The 19,676-nt window shown below is 73.0% G+C and carries 20 protein-coding genes and 1 pseudogene; 8 read left to right on the top strand and 13 right to left on the bottom strand.

The window, feature by feature from the left end:
• Positions 1-137 precede the first annotated feature (137 nt).
• Positions 138-407: a DUF397 domain-containing protein gene (locus tag IEZ04_RS20835; protein ID WP_189218434.1), complete on the bottom strand. Its 270-nt coding sequence runs from the start codon at positions 405-407 to the stop codon at positions 138-140.
• A complete protein-coding gene (locus IEZ04_RS20830; protein ID WP_189218433.1) occupies positions 407-1,267 on the bottom strand; it encodes a Sco1979 family transcriptional regulator in 861 nt (286 codons plus the stop codon). The genes IEZ04_RS20835 and IEZ04_RS20830 overlap by 1 nt, the downstream gene beginning before the upstream one ends.
• A 378-nt stretch (positions 1,268-1,645) precedes the next feature.
• Here IEZ04_RS20830 and IEZ04_RS20825 point away from each other — a divergent pair, with 378 nt between their 5' ends.
• From IEZ04_RS20825 to IEZ04_RS20815, 3 genes are all read left to right on the top strand, one after another.
• Positions 1,646-2,335: an ATP-binding protein gene (locus IEZ04_RS20825; RefSeq protein WP_373296338.1), complete on the top strand. Its 690-nt coding sequence runs from the start codon at positions 1,646-1,648 to the stop codon at positions 2,333-2,335.
• Complete coding sequence (locus tag IEZ04_RS20820) at positions 2,332-2,787, top strand: hypothetical protein (protein ID WP_229821143.1); 456 nt, start codon at positions 2,332-2,334, stop codon at positions 2,785-2,787. Before IEZ04_RS20825 ends, IEZ04_RS20820 begins: the two co-directional genes overlap by 4 nt.
• 208 nt (positions 2,788-2,995) lie before the next feature.
• Positions 2,996-5,164, top strand: a complete 2,169-nt coding sequence (locus IEZ04_RS20815) for an ABC transporter ATP-binding protein (RefSeq protein ID WP_189218431.1) — start codon at positions 2,996-2,998, stop codon at positions 5,162-5,164.
• A gap of 24 nt (positions 5,165-5,188) precedes the next feature.
• On the opposite strand, the gene IEZ04_RS20810 is transcribed toward IEZ04_RS20815, so the two are convergent.
• The 4 genes from IEZ04_RS20810 to IEZ04_RS20795 form a co-directional block, all read right to left on the bottom strand.
• Positions 5,189-5,362 carry a DUF8839 family protein gene (locus tag IEZ04_RS20810; RefSeq protein WP_189218430.1) on the bottom strand — a complete coding sequence of 58 codons (174 nt, stop codon included), beginning with the start codon at positions 5,360-5,362 and terminating at the stop codon, positions 5,189-5,191.
• A gap of 134 nt (positions 5,363-5,496) precedes the next feature.
• Positions 5,497-6,189: a DUF899 domain-containing protein gene (locus tag IEZ04_RS20805; protein ID WP_189218429.1), complete on the bottom strand. Its 693-nt coding sequence runs from the start codon at positions 6,187-6,189 to the stop codon at positions 5,497-5,499.
• A 167-nt stretch (positions 6,190-6,356) separates the two neighbouring features.
• Positions 6,357-7,766, bottom strand: a complete 1,410-nt coding sequence (locus IEZ04_RS20800; protein ID WP_189218428.1) for an amidohydrolase — start codon at positions 7,764-7,766, stop codon at positions 6,357-6,359.
• Positions 7,767-7,865: 99 nt separating this feature from the next.
• Positions 7,866-9,845 (bottom strand): FUSC family protein, encoded by a 1,980-nt coding sequence (locus IEZ04_RS20795; RefSeq protein ID WP_189218427.1) that lies wholly within the window; start codon positions 9,843-9,845, stop codon positions 7,866-7,868.
• A 284-nt stretch (positions 9,846-10,129) separates the two neighbouring features.
• On the opposite strand from IEZ04_RS20795, the gene IEZ04_RS20790 reads away from it, so the two are divergent.
• Both IEZ04_RS20790 and IEZ04_RS20785 read left to right on the top strand, forming a co-directional pair.
• A complete protein-coding gene (locus IEZ04_RS20790) occupies positions 10,130-11,101 on the top strand; it encodes an expansin EXLX1 family cellulose-binding protein (RefSeq protein WP_189218426.1) in 972 nt (323 codons plus the stop codon).
• A 114-nt stretch (positions 11,102-11,215) separates the two neighbouring features.
• The gene (locus IEZ04_RS20785) at positions 11,216-11,734 is read left to right on the top strand and encodes an SMI1/KNR4 family protein (RefSeq protein WP_189218425.1); all 519 of its coding nucleotides are present in this window, start codon (positions 11,216-11,218) and stop codon (positions 11,732-11,734) included.
• A 119-nt stretch (positions 11,735-11,853) separates the two neighbouring features.
• Here IEZ04_RS20785 and IEZ04_RS20780 read toward each other — a convergent pair whose 3' ends face one another.
• Positions 11,854-12,534 (bottom strand): aspartate/glutamate racemase family protein, encoded by a 681-nt coding sequence (locus IEZ04_RS20780; protein WP_189218481.1) that lies wholly within the window; start codon positions 12,532-12,534, stop codon positions 11,854-11,856.
• A 53-nt stretch (positions 12,535-12,587) separates the two neighbouring features.
• Positions 12,588-14,054, bottom strand: a complete 1,467-nt coding sequence (locus tag IEZ04_RS20775) for an NCS1 family nucleobase:cation symporter-1 (RefSeq protein ID WP_189218424.1) — start codon at positions 14,052-14,054, stop codon at positions 12,588-12,590.
• A gap of 257 nt (positions 14,055-14,311) precedes the next feature.
• On the opposite strand from IEZ04_RS20775, the gene IEZ04_RS20770 reads away from it, so the two are divergent.
• On the top strand, positions 14,312-14,968 hold the full coding sequence (locus IEZ04_RS20770) for a GntR family transcriptional regulator (RefSeq protein WP_189218423.1): 657 nt from the start codon (positions 14,312-14,314) through the stop codon (positions 14,966-14,968).
• Here the strand turns inward: IEZ04_RS20770 and IEZ04_RS20765 are convergent.
• Positions 14,938-15,462, bottom strand: coding sequence for a hypothetical protein (locus IEZ04_RS20765; RefSeq protein WP_189218422.1), 525 nt, complete (start codon positions 15,460-15,462; stop codon positions 14,938-14,940). The genes IEZ04_RS20770 and IEZ04_RS20765 overlap by 31 nt on opposite strands.
• Positions 15,463-15,645: 183 nt before the next feature.
• Here IEZ04_RS20765 and IEZ04_RS20760 point away from each other — a divergent pair, with 183 nt between their 5' ends.
• Entirely contained in the window at positions 15,646-16,047 is a 402-nt protein-coding gene (locus IEZ04_RS20760; RefSeq protein ID WP_189218421.1) for a RidA family protein, read from the top strand.
• Positions 16,048-16,186: 139 nt separating this feature from the next.
• Here the strand turns inward: IEZ04_RS20760 and IEZ04_RS20755 are convergent.
• Positions 16,187-16,927: pseudogene (locus tag IEZ04_RS20755) on the bottom strand (uracil-DNA glycosylase); the annotation flags it as partial.
• Positions 16,928-17,020: 93 nt separating this feature from the next.
• On the opposite strand from IEZ04_RS20755, the gene IEZ04_RS20750 reads away from it, so the two are divergent.
• Positions 17,021-17,479, top strand: coding sequence for an RNA-binding S4 domain-containing protein (locus IEZ04_RS20750; RefSeq protein ID WP_189218419.1), 459 nt, complete (start codon positions 17,021-17,023; stop codon positions 17,477-17,479).
• 119 nt (positions 17,480-17,598) lie between these two features.
• On the opposite strand, the gene IEZ04_RS20745 is transcribed toward IEZ04_RS20750, so the two are convergent.
• From IEZ04_RS20745 to IEZ04_RS20735, 3 genes are all read right to left on the bottom strand, one after another.
• Entirely contained in the window at positions 17,599-17,979 is a 381-nt protein-coding gene (locus IEZ04_RS20745; protein ID WP_189218418.1) for a tetratricopeptide repeat protein, read from the bottom strand.
• 50 nt (positions 17,980-18,029) lie between these two features.
• Complete coding sequence (gene coaE, locus IEZ04_RS20740) at positions 18,030-18,638, bottom strand: dephospho-CoA kinase (RefSeq protein ID WP_189218417.1); 609 nt, start codon at positions 18,636-18,638, stop codon at positions 18,030-18,032.
• A gap of 90 nt (positions 18,639-18,728) precedes the next feature.
• Complete coding sequence (locus IEZ04_RS20735) at positions 18,729-19,667, bottom strand: PAC2 family protein (RefSeq protein ID WP_189218416.1); 939 nt, start codon at positions 19,665-19,667, stop codon at positions 18,729-18,731.
• Between the last annotated feature and the right edge of the window lie 9 nt (positions 19,668-19,676).

Raw genomic sequence — 19,676 nt, 5'->3', positions numbered from 1 at the left:
GGAACTCCGTAAGTCTGTGCGATACATGACGGTCGATTCGACCATTCCCACACTCAAGTCGGTGCTGATTCAACAAAGTTGACCGAAACGTCGGCGTGTCGGCCGACGGGACGAGGACCTCACGGCAACAGCGGTCCTCACGACAGCAGGAAGTCGGCCGCCCCCGCCTTCGCCCCCTGGATGAACGCGGTCATCTCGTCGGTGGTGTAGATCAGCGCGGGCCCGTCCGGGTCGGTGGACTGGCGCACGGCGATCCTGCCGTCGGCGAGCTTCATCGCTTCCAGGCAGTTGCCGCCGTTGCCGCCGCTCCACGGCTTGTGCCAGCCCTCGCTGCCCAGGTCACGGGCGGGCATGCCGTTGTAGACGAGGGAGCGGGGAGTGTGCGACTGCGGCTCGGGGTGGTTCATCAGTGCTCCTTGCGGAGATCCTGGAGGATCTCCTTCGTGCGTTGTGCTGTGGCGGCCTGTGCCGCCATGCGGTCCATGACCTCCAGGTGGGTGGCCACCTCGGTGCGCGCGTCGAGATAGACGGCGCCGGTCAGGTACTCGCTGTAGACCATGTCGGGGAGTTCCGGCACGGCGAATCGGAACAGCACGAAGGGGCCGTACGTACCGGGGTGCGGACCTCGGTCGAACGCCGCCAACTGGAGCGTCACGTTGGGCAGCTCGGTCGCCTCCAGCAACCTTTCGAGCTGGGCTCGCATGATCTCGGGGCCGCCCACCGGACGGCGCAGCGCGGTCTCGTCCATCACGAACCACAGCCGGGGCGCGTCCTCGCGGGTGAGCAGCTCCTGGCGCTGCATGCGCAGGTCGACGTAACGGTCGATGTCGTCGGGCCGGGTCTGGCCGATGGCGCCGGCCTTCAGGACACCCCGGGCGTAGTCCTCCGTCTGGAGCAGCCCGGGAACGAAGTGGGGGTCGTACGAGCGGACGAGGCTCGCCGCTCCCTCCAGGCTGACGTACATCGAGAACCAGCCCGGCAGGATGTCGTGGTAACGCTGCCACCAGCCGGGTCTGTTGGCCTCCTCGGCCAGCCGGACGAAGGACTCGGCCTCCTCGTCGGCGACGCCGTAGGCCTTCAGCAGGAGCTGGAGGTACGGAATCTTGAGGGCCACCTCGGCCGTCTCCATACGGCGCACGGTGGCGGCCGTGACGCGCAGGACGCGGGCGGCGTCCTCGCGTTTGAGCCCCGCCCGTTCCCGCAGGTCCAGCAGGCGCCGGCCGAGCACGACCTGGCCGACCGTCGGCGCGGACCGTGGTTCGCTCATCCCGTCCCTCCTCCTGGCCCCGCCGGTACGGGCGCTCCCGTCCCCGGCACCACGCCGTCAGCGCTCCCGACACAGCCCTGCGGCGCCCGTCCGAAGCCCTGGCCGCTTCCCGTACGTGTTCGCTCGATCACGCACGGAACCGGTGGCGAGGGCTCAACTGGCGCCGCAGGACGTGCTGTTGACAGCAGTGTGCCATGGCCGTTCAGAGAGTCATACAGCACTCTGCAATTTTCAGAGTGACACTTGCCAAGTGTTCTCGGCGGGGAGATAGTGGCAAGCGTGATTCCGCCCGCGTCCTTAGGAACAGAAGCCGTCCCGGACCGGTTCGCGCCCGGCACGGAAGCCGGAGTGCGCCCCGACCGCGGCAGGAGAAGCGGCGTGCGCGCCGAGGCGGCCGACGAGCGTCGGTTCCGCTTCGAACTGGCCGCGCACCCGAGCTCCGTCGCCCGGGCCCGGCGGCTGACGCGGGCACGGCTGTCCGGCTGGGCGCTGTGCGAGGACACCTGCGACACGGCCACCCTGGTCGTCTCGGAACTGGTCACCAACGCGATCGTGCACGCCGCCGGTGAGCGGGTCGTGTGCGAGCTGCACGACGGTGACGACCGCGTCCGGATCGCCGTGCGCGACGAAGGCTGCGCCCCCGGCACCGCGCTCCCCTCACCCCGGCGGCCCGAGGAGGAGCACGGCAGAGGTCTGCTCCTCGTCGAGGCCGTGTGCCGCGCGTGGGGCACCCAGGAGGCGGGACCGGGCCTGCTGGTCTGGGTGGACCTGCCCCGGGGCACCCGGGACACCCGCGCCCACACGGTCCAGGACACCCGGGCACTCGTCCCGGCGCAGACGTCCCGGTCCGCACACGCGGCCCGGCCCGCGCAGGCTCCTTTGCATGAGAAGCCCTCCCGGACCGCGGAGCACGCATGGCCCGACGGCGCCCGGCCGCATCCGGCGGACGGCACCGCCACGCACACCGCGGTCCGGTCCGACCTGGGCTGGAGCGCGAAGAAGCCGCCGACGGAGGACCGGGGCAACGGGACGCGCACGCCGCGCGAGACGGGGGCGGAGTGGAAGTGAGGCCATCGGCCGGGGCGTACCCGGCGAGCCGTACGGCCCCGGTGGTGTGCCTGGACACCCTGATCCGCCTGCGCCGCGGCCAGCGCGCGCCCGAGCCGCCCCGGCGGCTGCCGCTGCCCGCCGGCATGACGGCGCCCATGGGCTGCGACGCCGTCGCGATCCCCGCGGACCTGGGCCCGGAGCTCATGGCGCGGCTGCCGCGCGTGGGGTGTGTGTACGCCGACGACACGCACTGGTGGTGGCTGCTGCCCGCCGACTCCGACTACGCCCTGCGGTGGCCCGCGTCCGCCCGTTACAGCGCGGGTGCGTTCCTGCCGGGCGCGCCGGCTGTTCCGGCCCTCGTCCACCGGCCGGCCGGGACGATCCCCTACACCCCGCCGATTCCGCTCTACCTGGCGCTGTGCCGGGTGACGGGGACGACGCCCGTCTGGTCCGAGCCGCTCAGCGCGTGACTCGGGGCGGCTGCGACCGGACGGTCGTCGCACCACCGGTCGCCCCCCGCCCCCTCACCCCCCACCGCTTCGCACAGCCGTACGAGATTACGCGCCCGGCGCACTCCCGGCCGTCCCGCGCGAGACGGACACGCGCCCTGGCCGCCCGGTGTCCGCCCCGCAATAGTGGCCTCCTCCATGACCAGGGAACCTGACCAGGGAGAGGCCGATGGCGGGCAAGGGGCAGGACGCGGACCGATCCGGCACGGGCGCACCACGCCGGAAGCGCGCGCGACGGGACCGCACACCGGAGCCCTCCGACTCGGAAGTGCTGCTCTTCGGCGGCCCGCTGCGGTACGACATGGGCTGGTCCCAGCACCAGGGCGCGTTCCTGGAACTGAACTTCCGCGCGATGCTGCGGCGGCTGCCGTCGATGCTGGCGGTCTGCTTCCGGCTCGCCTGGCAGGCCGACCGGCGGGCCGCCCGCACCGTGCTGGCCGCCGAGATCGGACAGGGCCTGGCCCAGGCGGTGAGCCTGCTGGCCGTCAACGCCGTACTGGCCCGGCTGATCGCCGACGGCCCGATCGAGGACCGGCTGCGGGACGCGGTGCCCGCGCTCGTCGCGGTCGCCGTCGTGATGACGCTCGCCGCACTGCTGCGCGCCGCCTCCACGTACGCCACCGGACGGCTGGAGCCGCGCGTGGAGCGGGTGGCGACCGAGCGGTACCTGGAGTGCGCGGCGGCCGTGGAGCTGGCGGCGATCGAGGACCACACCTTCCACAAGCTGCTCGACACCGCGAAGTGGGGCGCCCAGTCCGCCCGCCGCATGATCACGTACTCCGCGCGCGTGGTGAACGCGTTGATCTCGCTCGTCGCCGCGGCCGGCGTGCTGACGGTGCTGCACCCGGCGCTGCTCCCGCTGCTGATCACCATGACCCTGCCCAGCGCCTGGAGTGCGCTGACGATCGCCCGGCGCCGTTACACGTCCTTCCACGCCTGGGTGCAGCACTCGCGCGCGGGACAGCTGATCGCCAGGTTGCTCACCCAGCCGGAGTCCGCGCCCGAGATCCGGGTGCACGGGGTCGGTCCGTTCCTGCTGCGCCACTTCCGCGCGATGTCGGAGACGGCGGAGGCCGAGCAGGCCCGGCTGGCCGACCTCGCGGCCCGTACCGGACTGATCGCGGCCGCCTGGACGGGGCTGGCCACGGTGGCGACGTACGCGACCCTCGGTGGTCTGCTGCTGGCCGGCACCATGGCGCTCTCCGTGGCGGCCACGGCGGTGCTCGCGATCCGCACGGGGTCGGCGAGCCTCAACACCCTCGTCCTGGAGGTCAACTCCCTGCACGAGGAGGCCCTCTTCGTCGGCGACATGCAGCGCCTGTACGCGGAGGCGGACGAGCGTGCGATCCCAGTGGGCGGTGACCCGCTGCCCGCGGAACCGGACGAGATCCGGCTGGAGAACGTCACGTTCACCTACCCGGGGAACTCCCCGGGCAAGGCGGCCCGCCCCGCGCTCTCCGACGTCACCCTGAGCGTGCCCCTCGGCAGGATCGTCGCGCTCGTCGGGGAGAACGGATCGGGCAAGACGACGCTGGTCAAACTGCTCGCCGGACTGTACCGGCCGGACAGCGGCCGCATCCTGTGGGACGGCGTGGACGCGGCGGACGTGGACCGGCGGGAACTCGCCGAGCGGATCGCGATGGTGGCCCAGGACTTCAAGCGGTGGCCGTTCACCGCCCGCGTCAACGTGGCGGTCGGCCGCCCCTCGGCGCCCCTGACCGACGAACGGATCGCCGCCGCGGTCGCCGAGGCCGGGGCCCAGGACATGCTGGCCGACCTGCCGAACGGCCTGGACACGCTGCTGGCCCGCGAGTTCAGCGGCGGGCACCAGCTGTCGGGCGGCCAGTGGCAGCGGCTGGGGATCGCCCGGGCCGCGTACCGGCGGGGGCAGATCCTGATCGTGGACGAGCCTACGGCCGCGCTCGACGCCCGGGCGGAGCTGGAGGTGTTCGAGAGGATCCGCGCGCTGGCGGGCACCGGTCAGACGGTCATCCTCATCACGCACCGGCTGGCGTCGGTCCGCCACGCCGACCTGGTGCACGTCCTGGACCGGGGCCGCCTGGTGGAGTCGGGCACGCCGGAGGAGCTCCTCGCCAAGGGCGGCGTCTACGCGGAGCTGTACGCGCTGCAGGCGGAGCAGTTCACGGCGAAGGTACCGGCCAGGCCGAGGGAACCGGCCGGAGCGAGGGGACCGGCCGAAGCGAAGAAACCGACCGGAGCGAAGGAACCGGCCGAATTGAAGGAACCGACCGGAGCGAAAGAACCGGCCGGAGCAGAGGAACCGGCCGAATCGAAGGAACCGACCGGAGCGAAGGTGTCGGCCGGGGAGGCCGGCTGAGCCGCCGAGCGCGCCCCGACGGACTCACTCGGCGGCCTCCGCCCCGCGGACGATCACCAGGAACGTGTCCGAGGCGATGTCCATGACGACCTCCGCGGCCTGACCCTCCAGGCGGCGCGCCTGCGCGAACTCCTCCGCCGGCCAGGACCCCCGCGGTCCACCGGCGGGGAACCGCTCCAACACCGTTCTCCCGTTCACCCTCCACCTCCCTGTCGTGGTGCGTCGACGACGTGCGTTCATAGAGTTAAACGCCCACGACGGGGTGAACGGCTCGCGAAGTGACGGTACTGAGACCTAGCCGACACGCGGCCACCACCATGTGTCACACAGCGTCAGTCCTCGTACTCGTCGTGGTAACGGATCCGGGGGCTGCCGGCCGGAGCGCCCAGCTCCGACGCGCGCCCCCTGGGTTCCTCCCACTCCTCCTGCCGCCCCAGTGCGGTGAGGTCGAGCAGGCTCGTCGTGGAACCCAGCCCGTCCAGGCCGCGCCCGAACGTCGAGTACGTGTGGAAGACCCGGTCGCGGTCCCGCAGGAAACAGCTCAGCCCCGGCCGTTCGACGGGCTCGCCCCCGGCCCCCTCGGACGACACCTGGAAGTCCTGGTTGAAGTCGCTGTCGTACGACGAGTACCAGGGCATCGTCCACCCCATCCGGGCCTTGAACGGCAGGATGCGGGTGTACGGGGCGCGGGAGATCGCCGCGAACTCGGTGCCCCGCGCGCGCAGATGGGCGAGATGGCCGACCTGGTCGAGGAACGCCGAGCAGCTGCGGCAGCCCGCCTCCCACTCCGGCGCGAACATGAAGTGGTACACCACGAGCTGGTACCGCCCACGGAAGAGGTCGAGCAGGGTCGCCTTGCCGTCGCCGCCCTCGAAGACGTACTCCTTGTCGATCTCGACCATGGGCAGCCGCCGCCGCTCGGCGTTCAGCGCGTCACGCGCGCGCGTGGCGGCTTTCTCCTTCACCAGCAGCTCCTCGCGCGCGGCGCGCCACTCGTCGCGTGGGACGATCCGCGGAAGTGTCATCGGTCCTCCGGTCTCCCGGTCCTTCTGGGACACGGTCTTCTTCGGGGTGGACCGGGCTCGGGAGCGGAACTCATCGGTGGGCGCGACTTTTTTTCCGGGTCCGGTTCCCCGGCGTCGATCGCCCGACGCGCTCGACGCCGATTGCTCGACGCGTGCGGCGGGGCTTCTCACTCCGGTGCCCTGTCGTACGACTGGATGCGCCCGCCGTGGCCGCGGTCGACCAGTGCGGGCAGGCGTTCACCCAGTTCCCGCACGGTCGCGGGCACGTCGACGGTGAGCAGCTCACGGTCGCGCATGAGGACGCGGCCGTCGACGACCGTCGTGCGGACGTCCCCCGCGCGGACGCTGTGCACGAGGGTGGCGGCGAGGTCGTGGACGGGCTGGGTGTGCGGTCCGGTGAGGTCCACGAGGGCGATGTCGGCGCGCCGGCCGGGAGCGAGGCCACCGATGCGGTCGCCCAGTCCGACGGCCCGTGCGCTCTGCGACGTCGCGTGGTGCAGCGCCTGCCGGGAGGTCAGCCATCGGGGGTCGCCCTCGGCCGCCTTCTGCACCAGCGAGGTGAGCGCCATCGCCTCCCACACGTCGAGGGAGTTGTTCGAGGCGGCCCCGTCCGTGGCGAGCCCGACCGGGACTCCGATGCCGCGCAGGGCCCGTACGGGAGTGGTCGGCCAGGCGAACTTCAGGTACGTGCGGGGCGCGGTCGCGACGGCGACGGGTCCACCGGCCCGCTCCAGCGCGGGCAGATCGCGCTCCAGGACGCCCGTCCCGTGCGCGATCAGTGTTCCCTCCGGAACGTCGAGGAGCCCGGTGCGCTCCAGCACCCCGACGGGTGTGGCACCGTGCCGGGCGAGGCTGTTGTCGGTCTGGGCGCGGCTCTCCGCGGCGTGCAGGTGGACGGGCAGTCCGTGCTCGCGGGCGAGAGCGGCGGTGGCGGCGAGATCGGCCTCGTCGACGGTGTACGGGGCGTGCGGGGCGAGCGCGGTGGTGATACGGCCGCCCGCCGCGCCCCGGTAGCGCAGGGCGAACTCCACCGACCTCGCCCGTCCCTCCTCCCCCTGCGAGGAGAAGAACGCCTCCCCCAGATGCGCCCGCAGACCGCTCTCGGCGACGACGGCGGCGACCCGGTCCATCGCGAAGTAGTGGTCGGCGAAGCACGTCACCCCACCGCGGATCATCTCGGCGCAGGCGAGCCGCGCGCCCAGCTCCACGTCCCGCGGTGTGAGACCCGCCTCGATCGGCCACACCACGTCGTCGAACCACTCCTCGGCCGGCAGGTCCTCCGCGACACCGCGCAGGGCCACCATCGCCGCGTGCGTATGGCAGTTGATCAGCCCGGGCACGGCGACCTGCCCGCGGGCGTCGATGCGCTCGGCGGCGGCGGACGGGACGCGGACGTCCCCGGCCGGGCCGACGAAGTCGATCACTCCGTCCCGTACGACGAGGGCGGCGTTCTCGACGAATTCGATCCGCTCCTCGTCGTCCCGCACGGCTTCGTGCACGAGGACGGTGCAACCGGTGATGACGAGATCGGCGGGCCGCTGCGGCTGCCGCGTCGTCCCGGGGCCGGGGAGCGTCATGCGGTCACGGTACGACGGGGCCGGGTCCCCGGGAAGGCGAACCAGGGAGCGAGCAGGAGCAGTAACGATCCTCGGCCCGCCCGGCCCCCAACCGGTCACTCACACGGCCGGACGCAGGCCCGCGGTGTTCCCCGGCTCCTCCCGGCCGCCGCCCGGGCCGATCCGCCGGCACCGCTCCGCGAGCTCCTCCAGCAGGGCGTCGATCCGCCGGGTGTACGCGGGCACGAGCCGCCCCTCGTCATCGAGGTGGACGGCGCACGCGGTGGTGGTGTCGACGAGGTGTTCGAGTGTCGTGGCGACGTCGGCCGCGCCCTCCGCCCGCCGGGCCAGGGCGGGCAGCTCGGCGGCGGCGAGGTCGATCGCCGCGCGGGCCCCGGCCAGCGCACGGTAAGCCTCGCGGCGCAGCCGCCACCGCCGCGCGCGGTCGTCGAGCACGCTCGACGGGCTCGACGGGCTCGACGGGGAGAACGGAGGCATTGGGCCCAGCCGGCCCGACGCGCCCGACGCGCCCGACGCGCCGAGGACATGGTCGAGGTAGGCGTACGCGGCGTCCGTCGCCCGCTCCAGCCGGGAGCGCACGCCCCCGCCGCGCTGCCCGGGCACCGGCAGATGGCCGACGAGCAGCACGATCGCGCAGGCCAGCAGCGTCTCGCCGATACGGCTCCAGGCGGCCTCCGGGGCGCCGCCCAGTTCCACCAGGGCGAGCACGAGCACGGTGGCGACCGCGGTGATGGCGGCGAAGTGCCGCAGCGCGACGGGGATCAGCGCGCCGCTGACGGCGACGAGCGCGACAAGTCCGGCGGGCTGCGGCAGCGCGGCGGCCAGCGTCGCGAAGAGGGCTGCGCCGAACACGGTGCCGGCGGCCCGGCACAGCACCCGCGAGACGAGCGGCCCGAGGTCGGGCTTGACCAGGAACACGGCCGTGACGGGCATCCAGTACCAGTGCGCGTGATGCAGCGCGTGCGCCGCCGCGGCACTCGCCCCGTACGACAGGGCGACCCGTATCCCGTACTCCCGTCCACCGGGGCCGAGGGAGACGCGCACGAAGTCCCCGGCGGTCCGGTACCGGCGGTGCAGCCCGTGCGGTGCCCCGTGGTGCGGTCCGTCACCCGGCCGGTCGAACACCTCGGCGGCCCGCAGCAGGGCGTCGTCCAGGGCCCGCAGCCCGGGCGCGTGGCGGGACGGCGCGGGCAGGGGGCCGGTGTGACCGCCCGCCCGTACGGCGGCGGCGAGACGCCGCGGCCCCTCCGCCGCCCGTCCCGGCAGGGCGTCCCCGGCCCAGGCGAGCGCGGTCGCCGCCTCGGCCAGCGGAAGTACGGCGGCGTACTGGGCGTGCAGCCGCCGCTCGGCCGCGGACCGCGCGTACCGCCGCAGCCGTGGCCCGGCGAGCGCGTCCTGCGCCTGGTCGAGCGCGGCGGTCAGCGCGGCCCGCCGGGCGGGGGCCCGCGGCGTACCGGTGGCGTCGAGCAGCGCGGCGACCGCGTCGTACACGGCGGCGACGGCGACCCGCTCCCCGTCGAACCGGTAGTCGGCCCGCAGGGCGGACCTGAGCTTCCCGGCACCGACCTGGGGCGCGGGCAGCACCAGCGCCAGCAACAGCAGCCACGCACCACCGCAGGCGAACGCGAGCGCCCGTGCCCACCCGGGGTCGTCCGCCGGCATCCCGGCCCCGAGGGCGACGGCGACGAGCACCTGCGTCCCGGCCGCGGAGGCCACGCGCCCGGCGGCACTGACGCTCCCGGCGACCAGCCCGACCAGGGTGAGCAGCACGGTGAGCCCGAGGGCGCCGACGTACTCCTCCGCGTAGGTACCGACGGCGATGCCCGCCCCGCCCACGAGAACCGGCACCCCGATCCGCACGACCGCCGACCGCCGGCTGCCCGGCCGGTCACTGAGCCCGGCCAGCATGGCCCCGATCGCGGCCATGGCCCCGAGGGACACCTGGCCGAGCAGGAGGGCCACGAGCACGAGCGGCCCGGCGGTCAGCGCTCCGCGCACGACCGCGCTCCAGGGGACCGGGCCGCGCTGGGCACGCAGGGCGTGGGTGAGCCAGGAAGGAAGGGAGGCGCTTCGGGACACAGGGCTCCTGTCGACCGATCGAGGGCGGGTGAGCTCTCGGGCGACGGTGGCCGGGCTGTGTGTTCTGGCGTCAACGGTAGTTCGGACAGGTACGGGAACGCGAACGGAGGTGTTTCGTGGGTGTGACGACTCGTGTCGCGGGTGTGGCGACTCGTGTCGCGGACGTCTGCTGCTGCAGCCGCTCGGGACTTCCACGCGTGAACGCGACGCACGGCAACCTTGCGCTCCCCGGCGACCACTACGAGCCGAAAGGCGTGTTCCCGAACATCCTGAGGAATTGATCCGTGGCATCCCGCTCCCACCGCAGTGCGCCCCGCGCAGGGCGACGCACCGCCCTCGTCCCCACGATCGTCGTGGCGGCCGCGGTGCTCGTCGTATCGCTGGTCGTGGCCTTCCGTCCCGGCCAGGAGGCCGACACCGTGCAGGCGAAGGACGCACCCGTGGCCGGCAGCCGGGTGAGCGCCTCCCCGACGGCCACCGAGCCGGAACCCGAGGCGGGACCGACGCGATCCACGACGGCCTCCCCCACGGCGTCCCCGGCCGGGACGCCCGCCACCGCCACTCCCTCGGCACGGCCGCCGTCCGAGGGCGCCCCCGGACCCACCCGCCACCGAGCGGCGGCATCCGCCTCCGCACCGCTCGCCGGCCGGATCGAGCCAGGCGTCACCTACGACGGAGTCGCCACCCACTACGACGCCGCGGACGGCGACGGCGCCTGCTCGTACGGCCCGAGCCCGGACCTCATGATCGCGGCGATGAACACCACCGACTACGAGATGTCCAAGGCGTGCGGGGCGTACGTCCTCGTCCGTGCCGCGAGCGGCGCCTCAGTCACCGTGCGGATCACCAACGAGTGCCCTGCCCCCTGCGCCCCCGGGCAGATCGACCTCAGCCGGCAGGCGTTCGCCGAGCTGGCCGCCCTCTCCGCCGGAGAGATCGACATCACCTGGAGCCTGCTGAGCCCCGGCACCTCCGACACGATCTCGATTCGCTACAAGACCGGCTCCACCCAGTACTGGTGCGGCGTCCAGGCCCTCGGCCACCGCAACCCGCTGGCCCGCCTGGAGGTCGGCACCGGCAGCGGCTGGCGGCAGCTCACCCGTACCGAGTACAACTACTTCCTCTCCCCCGACGGCACCGGCTGCGGCGGTCCGCTCCGGCTCACCGACATCCACGGCGAGCAGCTGACCGTCGAGGGCATCGCCGTACGCCCGGACACCGTCCAGCCGACCGGTGTCCAGTTCGGCCGGCAGTGACGCGAGCAGGACCGATCACCCGCGCCGGGAACGCATCGGGGCCGCGGACCGCGCATCACGTGGAACACCACGCCGGTTCAAGGCGAGGCTGTCGGGTCGAGAGAGGAACGAGCGGTGAACGAGGACGTCGTCCAGGCATGGGACCGCATCACTGGCTGGCTCCGTACGCACGCACCGGTCTCCTACGCCGGCATCAGGCCGCCGGTCGACCCGGCCGCCCTCGATGCCGCCGGGGCCGAGTCGGGCGTCAGGCTGCCTCCCGCCCTCGCCACGCTGCTGACGCGGTGCGACGGGACGGTGGAGCCCTCGGCCCCGGACCGCGATCCCGACGAGTACGACCCCGGTCTGTTCCTCGCCCAGCGTCATCTGCTGCCGCTCGAGGCGATCGCGGTGGTACGGGGCAGCGGGAGGCAGGCCGAGGGGTATTGGGGCCCGTGGGTCCCCTTCGCTGTCGCGGACTATTCCCTCGCTCCGTGGGACGGCCTGGCAGTGGATGCCGACGGCCGCCTCGCCGTGTTCGGCCAGGGCGGTGGTGAGCCGCCGTGCGGCCGCTCACCACCCCGGGGTACGGATCCCTCGCCGAGTTCCTGCACTCGGTGGCCGAAGCCCTCATCCGGGGCACCGGCCCGCTGACGTCCGAGGCCGTTCCCGGGTTCCACCGGGGTGCGCTGGTGTGGGGCCCGCTGCCCGGGAACGGTGCGCCCTGGACGTCGGCGCACCCGGGGAACGGCTGACCGCCGTGGCCCGGTCACCTACGGCTCCGGCGGCCCCCACACCCGCCCCTTCACCACCGGCCGCGCATAACTCCCCGCCCGGCTCGTCCGCAGTCCCAGCGCGACCAGCGACTCGGCGAGCCGTACGGCCGCGCCCACCCCGTCGACGACCGGGAGTCCCAGTTCCTCCCCCAGCGTCCGCTGCAGTCCCGTCATGCCTGCGCAGCCCAGCACCAGCACCTCCGCACCCGCCCGCCGGGCCCGCTCGGCGGCCGCCAGGAACGCCGCCTCCGTGCGGTCCGTGTCGCCGAGGTCGAGGACGCCGAGGCCCGTGCCCACCACGGCCGCGCAGTTGCGGGCCACCCCCGCCGTCTCCAGGCTGTCCTCGATCTGGCCGCACGACCGCTCCAGGGTGGTGACGACGCCGTAGCGGCGGCCCAGCAGGCAGGCCAGGTGGGCCGCCGCCTCCGTGATGTCGACGACCGGCACGTCCACCAGTTCCCGTACGCCCTCGCGGCCGTGCTCGCCGAAGCCGGCCAGGACGACCGCGTCGTAGGGCGGGCCGTCGTACGTCCGCAGCGTGTCGAGCACCGCCGCGGCCGACAGGTAGCTGTCGAGCCAGCCCTCCGCGGACTCGACGCCCCACGCGGGCGTCAGCCCGGTCACGGTGGTGCCCGGGCTCGCGGCGGACCGGGCGCCTCGTACGATCTCCTCCGTCATCGTCCGCGTGGTGTTGCAGTTGGTGACGAGTATGCGTACGGTCCGCACGGCTCTCAGGCCTCCCTCCCCGTCGTCGCCGTGCGTTCGGCGCGGCACAGCACCGCGTACAGTCCGGCCGCCAGGGCGGTTCCGATGAACCACGAGTACGGCGCCACGGCGCTGAAGGCCGGCACCAGGGCGAGCACGGCCGCGATCGCCGCCGAGGGGAGGAAGGCCCACAGGGCCCTGGGATTCACGCCTCGGCGGTAGTGGTAGCGGGACCCGGGCTCGGCGCTGAAGAGCCGGTCGACGTCGGCGTGGCCGCGCTTGACCCAGTAGTAGTCGACCATGATCACGCCGAACAGGGGGCCGAGGAAGGCGCCGAGGCCGCCGAGGAAGTAGTTGACGACGGTGGGATTGGAGAAGAGGTTCCAGGGGGTGACCAGCAGCGCCGCCACCGTGCTGATCATGCCGCCGACCTTGAAGGTGATCCGCTGCGGCCAGACGTTGGCCAGGTCGTACGCCGGCGAGACGAAGTTGGCGACGATGTTGACGCCCATGGTGGCGACGGCGAACGTCAGCGCGCCCACCACCAGCACCCAGGTGGTGCCGATCTCGGCGACCAGGTGGGCGGGCTCGGTGATCTCCTTGCCGAACACCTCGTAGGCGCCCGCGGTGACGACGACCGACAGGACCACGAAGGCCGTGGAGTTGACCGGCAGTCCCCAGAAGTTGCCGCGGCGGACGGTGCGGTAGTCGGGCGCGAAGCGGGAGAAGTCGCAGAAGTTGAGCATCAGCGTGCCGTAGGTGGCGAGGATGAGACCGACCGCGCCGAACCACTGGCGCCACTGCTCGCCCACGGAGACGGGGTGCGGCGTACTGGTGAGGGAGATCGTCCAGTCGGCCTCGGCGAGGATCCAGACCGCCAGCGCGATCATCACGATCCAGATCGCCGGGCCGCAGAAGTCCTGGAACTTCCGCACCGACTCCATGCCCCGGCTGATGATCGCGGCCTGTACCAGCCAGAGCGCGACGAAGGAGAGCCAGCCGAGCGGGTCGAGTCCGAGGAAGGACCCGTGTGTCCAGGACGTGAGACCCGGCCAGGCAGCCAGCAGCATCACGTTGACGGCGACGGAGGCCAGGTAGGTCTGGATGCCGTACCACATGATGGCGATGACGGCCCTGATCAGCGCCGGGATGTTGGCGCCCCAGACACCGAAGGCGATCCGGCTGACGACCGGGAAGGGCACGCCGGTGCGCTGACCGATCCGCCCCATCATGTTCATGCCAATGTAGATGATCACGAACCCGGCGAGCAGGGACGTGAAGACCTGCCACACGTTCATGCCGAGGAAGAGCAGTCCGGCGGCGAAGGTGTAGTTGCCGAGGTTGTGGACGTCGGACATCCACAGCGCGAAGAGGTCGAAGACCTTCCAGGTGCGCTTGCCCGCGGGCGCGGGCGCGAGGTCCTCGTTGGTGAGGCGGGGGTCGGGGACGAACGCTGCTGCGCCGGCGACCTCGGCACGGTCGGCGAGGGACACGGGACCTCCAGAGCCAGTCGATCCGCTATGGCATGGCTGCGGTACGGGTTTGGTATACCAAACTGTCGCCATGCTCCTCCGGTCGATCGTCCGGAGCGATGTCGCCGCTGTTACCGCTCCGTAAATCGCCGTCGGCGTCGGGGAACCCCTGTCGGAGACCACTGTCGGCAGAAGGCCGTCGGCAGACCGCTGTCGGCAGACCGCTGTCGGCACACGGCCGTCGGCAGAAGGCTGTCGGAGTCGGCGAAGATGGGACCATGGCGAAGATGGAACCCCTGGGCGCCGTGCGCGAGCACGTCCTCGCGAGCCTGCGGCGGGACATCATCGCGGGCCGGCTCCGCCCCGGCGACCGGCTCGTCGAGCGCGAACTCGCCGAGCGCTTCGGCGTGTCGCGCGTTCCGGTCCGGGAGGCGATCCGCGCCCTGGTGACCGAGGGCTTCGTCCTGTTCGAGACACCGCGCCGCACGGTCGTACGCCGGCTGACCCCGGCCGACGTCAAGGAGCTGTTCGAACTGCGCGAGGCGCTGGAGGTGTACGCGGCGGGCCTGGCCGCGTCACGGGCGACGGCGCGGGACCTGACGGAACTGCGGGACCTGCTGCGGGACGCGGCGCGTGCCACCGAGGCCGGGGACGCCGAAGCGATCACCGACGCCAACACCCGTTTCCACGACCGCATCCTGTCTCTCGCGGGCAACAGCCTGCTGATCTCGGTGATGGACCCCGTGGACGGCCGCCTGCGCTGGCTGACCCGGCAGAACGAGGAGTGGCCACAGCTCCTCGTGGAGCACCGGGAGCTGTACGAGGCGATCGCCTCCGGCGACCCGGACCGGGCACGCGCGCACGCGCTCGACCATGTACGGGCCAACTACCGGTCGACGGTACGTCACCTGTTCGGGGAGCCCGGGTCCCCCTGAGCGCGCCCGTGCCCTCCGATGGACAGGTCACCGACCGTGTGGGCCTGGATCACGGTGCCGTGCTGCACGCCGCCGCTGATGACGTTGTGGACGGCCTCCCGGGCCGTCCCGTCGGCCGGGGGCACCAGCTCGTCCAGCAGGGCGCGGAGCTCGGCCGCCGCCTGCGGATCGGCGCGCAACGCGCGGCGCAGCCGGATCCGCCACTCGTCGTGGACGTCCGCAGCGGTCTCCTCGTCGTCGGCGTCCCGCGCGGCGACGAGCTCGGCGCGGGAGGTGTCGAGTTCCGCCCGGACGGCTTCTTCCCTGCCTTCCCCGCCTTCCCCGCTTTCCCCGCCTTGTCCGCCTTGTTCGCCTTGTTCGACTTCCTCACCGTTCCGGCGCCGGGCGAAGAAGGTGACGACACGGTCGCGCGCCTGCTCCCACCCGTCCGTCACCATCTGCGTCACCAGCGCGGTCGCCCCCGCCACGGCCAGGTTCGTCAACTCTGGTTCCATGCAGCCCCCTTGGTCTCGCGCGGTCCGACCACCACACCACGGTAGCGCCGGGTCACGAAATTCGGATGCGCCCGAGTGACCGAGTACGCAGGATCGGTTCGGTGTCCCGGCAGTCGTTCCCGGACCCCGGATCCAGACCCACACCCAGTCCCAGACCGAGTTCCAGCCCCAGGAGCAGCACGAATGATCCAGCGCGTCACCTCCCCCGCCCTCTTCCCGCCCCCCACCTACTCCCACGCCTCCGTCGTCGAGGCGGGCACGAAGCTGGCCTTCCTGGCCGGTTCCGTTCCGCTCGACGCCGACGGGAAGCTCGTCGGCGAGGGCGATCCCGTACGTCAGGCCGAGCAGGCGCTCGGGAACCTCGGGGAGCAACTGCGCGCGGTGGGCAGCGGCTTCGAGCACGTGGTGTCGACCGACGTGTACGTGGTGTCCGGCGACCCCGCGGTCCTCGCCCGCGTCTGGGAGGTCGTGGAGGCCAGCGGGCTGAGCCTCGGTCCGCACTCCTCGACCCTGCTCGGCGTGGCCTGTCTCGGCTACCCGGGCCAGCTCGTGGAGGTCACGGCGACCGCGGTGGTTCCGGAGTAGCCGCGGGGCCGTCGGCACGGGGTGAGGCCGGACCCGACTCCGGTCCCGGGTCCGACTCCGGTCCCGGCTCCGGTCCCGGTCCCGGGTCCGACTCCGGTCCCGGTCCCGGGTCCGGCTTTGGCTCCGGTTCCGGCTCCGGCCTGGTGGCCAGCCCCGCCGCCCCGGCCGCCGTGCGCAGCACGTCCCGCAGCATCGCGGGGGTGAGCCGCCCGGTGAAGGTGTTGCGCTGGCTGACGTGGAAGCAGCCGAACAGCTCCAGCAGGCGCGGCTCGCCGTCCAGCGTGACGTGCGCCCCGTGCGCGAAGGCGGGCCGGGGCCGCGGCACCTGCCATCCCGCACCGGCCAGGGCGGGCAGCGCGGCCTGCCATCCGAACGCCCCGAGCACGACGACGGCCCGTACCGTCGGCCGCAGCAGTCCCAACTCAGTGACCAGCCACGACCGGCAGGTGTCCCGCTCCTGCGGGGTCGGCTTGTTGGCGGGCGGCGCGCAGTGCACGGGCGAGGTGATCCGCACGCCGTACAGCTCCAGCCCGTCGTCGGCGCTCACCGCGGTTCCGCGCGACGCCAGGCCGATGTCGTGCAGCGCCGCGTACAGCACGTCCCCCGACCGGTCGCCGGTGAACATGCGGCCGGTGCGGTTCCCGCCGTGCGCGGCCGGTGCGAGCCCGAGGATCACCAGGGGCGCGTCGGCGGGACCGAAGCCCGGCACCGGCCGTCCCCAGTACGTCCAGTCGGCGAAGGCGGCGCGCTTCGTCCGGGCCACCTCCTCGCGCCACTCGACCAGCCGCGGGCACGCCCGGCATCCGGTGATCCGCTCGTCGAGTTCCGCCAGGCTGCCGGTCGGACTGCCGGCCAGACTGCCGGTCGGACTGCTGTCCATGTCGTCCACGGTACGACCCGGTGCGGCCCGGTGATCGCCGGACCGGCACACGGGTTGCCGGAACCCGCCCACCGTCGGGCTAAGGTCGGAGGCATGGCTCCTGCAGAAGACGACGCGGTGGCAGCCGCCGAAGCCGCCCGCCCGGGGAACGGCGAATCCGTGCGCATCGACAGCTGGATCTGGTCCGTGCGTCTCGTCAAGACCCGCTCGCTGGGCGCGACCGCCTGCCGGGGCGGCCACGTCCGGGTGAACGGTGAACGCGTCAAGCCCGCCTACGCGGTCCGCGTCGGCGACGAGGTACGGCTGCGCCACGCGGGACGGGAACGGATCGTCGTCGTCAAGCGGCTGATCCGCAAGCGGGTCGGCGCCCCGGTCGCGGTCCAGTGCTACGTCGACAACAGTCCGCCGCCCCCGCCCCGTGAGGCCGTCGCCCCCGCCGGCATCCGCGACCGCGGCGCGGGCCGCCCCACCAAGCGCGACCGCCGTGAGATGGAACGCCTGCGGGGCCTCGCCGCCTCCGCGGCCGAGGCCCGGGACGCCCGCGAACGCTGAGGCGACAAGGACGGAGGAGCGCCCGGGCGAGATCCCGTCCGGGTCCATGCGGCCACCAAGACGCCCCGGGTCGACGACCGACCCGGGGCGGACGGCCCCGCGGCACCGTCACACGTCGGTCACCCGTCGAAACGCGCCGCTTCCAGGTACTCCGGGTTCGGATCGAGCGCGGCCGCGAGGCGGAAGTGCCGCTTGGCCTGGTCGGGGCGGTTCTGCCGCTGGTAGGTGCGCGCCAGCGCGAAGTGCGCGTACGCGTTGTCGGGCTCACGCTCCAGGACGATCGTGAACTCCAGTTCGGCGGGCCGCAGTTGCGCCGCCGCGAAAAAGGCCCGGGCGCGCAGCAGCCGGGCGGCCGTGTTCTCGGGGTGCGCGGCGATGACCGGGTCGAGCAGCTTCACCGCGCCACGCGGGTCCTTCGCCGCCAGCAGTTGTTCGGCCGCGCGGTAGTCGATGACGTTCGTCTCCGGCGTACGTCCGCTGGTTCCGCTGTGTTCGGGCACGGCTGAGTCCTTCCCTTGCTGCACCGCTTCAACGCCGCCGCGTCGGAACGCTATTCCTGGGACTGGCGTGCCCTGCGTTCCAGCTCGGTCCACACCTCCCGTACCCGCCGCTCGAGGTCCTCCAGCGGGACGTCGTTGTCGATCACGATGTCGGCGATCTCCCGCCGCTGCTCGCGGGTGGCCTGGGCGGCCATCCGCGCACGGGCGTCCTCCGGGGTCATACCGCGCAGCCGTACCAGGCGGTCGAGCTGGGTCTCGGGCGCCACGTCCACGACGACCACGAGGTCGTGGAGGGGGGCGAGCCCGTTCTCCGTCAGAAGGGGGACGTCGTGGACGACGACGGCGTCCGCGGCGGCCGCGCTCTCCAGTTCCTGGGAGCGGGAGCGCACCAGGGGGTGCACGATCGCGTTCAGCGTGGCGAGCTTCTCGGGGTCGGCGAACACCACCGCGCCCAGCTTCGGCCGGTCGAGGCTGCCGTCCTCGGCGAGGATCTCCTCGCCGAAGGCGTCGACGACCGCCGCGAGTCCGGGGGTGCCGGGCTCGACGACCTCCCGCGCGATGCGGTCCGCGTCCACCAGTACGGCCCCGCACTCGACGAGCAGCCGCGACACCTCGCTCTTGCCGGCTCCGATACCCCCGGTCAGGCCCACTCTCAGCATGGCCGGAAGCTTAGGGCCTGCCACTGACGTCGCCGGGAAGGGGGCGGGGGGATTCCCCCCGGGCCCCACCGCGGGCCTGGACGCCCCGGTTCAGCCCTCGCCCTCCCGCTCCGCCAGGAACTTCTCGAACTCGCGCCCGATCTCGTCCGCGGACGGGATGTCGACGGGCTCGGCCAGCATGTTGCCGCGCGTCTCGGCGCCGGCCGCGGCGTCGTACTGGTGCTCCAGGCCCTGGACGAGGGCGACGAGCTCCTCGTCGCCCTCCTGGATCTGCCGGTCGATCTCGGTCTGGGTGCGGTACGCCTGCGTGCGGAGCGCGTGGGCGACGCCGGGGAGCACCAGTCCGGTCGCGCCCGTGATCGCCTCCAGCACGGTCAGGGCGGCGTCCGGGTACGCGGAGCGGGCGATGTAGTGCGGCACGTGCGCGGCGACGCCGAGGACGTCGTGGCCGGCCTCCATCAGGCGGTACTCGACGAGGCCCTCCGCGCTGCCGGGCACCTGCGCCTCCTCGAAGGGGCCGCGGTGGCCCGGCACCAGCTCGGTGCGGTTGCCGTGCGGGGTCAGTCCCACCGGGCGGGTGTGCGGGACGCCCATGGGGATGCCGTGGAAGTTCACGGACAGGCGCACCCCGAGCCGCTCCACGATCTGCAGCACGGCGGCGGCGAAGCGTTCCCACTCGACGTCCGGCTCGGGGCCGGACAGCAGCAGGAAGGGCGCCCCGGTGGCGTCCTGGACGAGCCGCACGTCCAGGGTGGGCTCCTCGTAGCCGGTCCAGCGGTCGCGCTTGAACGTCAGCAGCGGGCGGCGGGCGCGGTAGTCGACGAGCCGGTCGTGGTCGAAACGGGCGACGACCTGGTGGGGCAGCGAGTCGAGGAGCTGGTCGACGATCTGGTCGCCGGTCTCGCCCGCGTCGATGTATCCGTCGAAGTGGTAGAGCATGACCAGTCCGGCCGACTCCTGGGCCAGCGCCATGTCGACGACGCTCAGGCCTTTCGGCTCCCATGCGTACAAACCCTGCGGATCAAGCACTGTGACCGC

This window comes from Streptomyces ruber (assembly GCF_014648075.1).
In the GTDB taxonomy this organism is placed as follows: domain Bacteria; phylum Actinomycetota; class Actinomycetes; order Streptomycetales; family Streptomycetaceae; genus Streptomyces; species Streptomyces ruber.
Note: the sequence above shows the minus strand (reverse complement) of the source record. Positions and strands in the feature narration are given on the sequence as shown.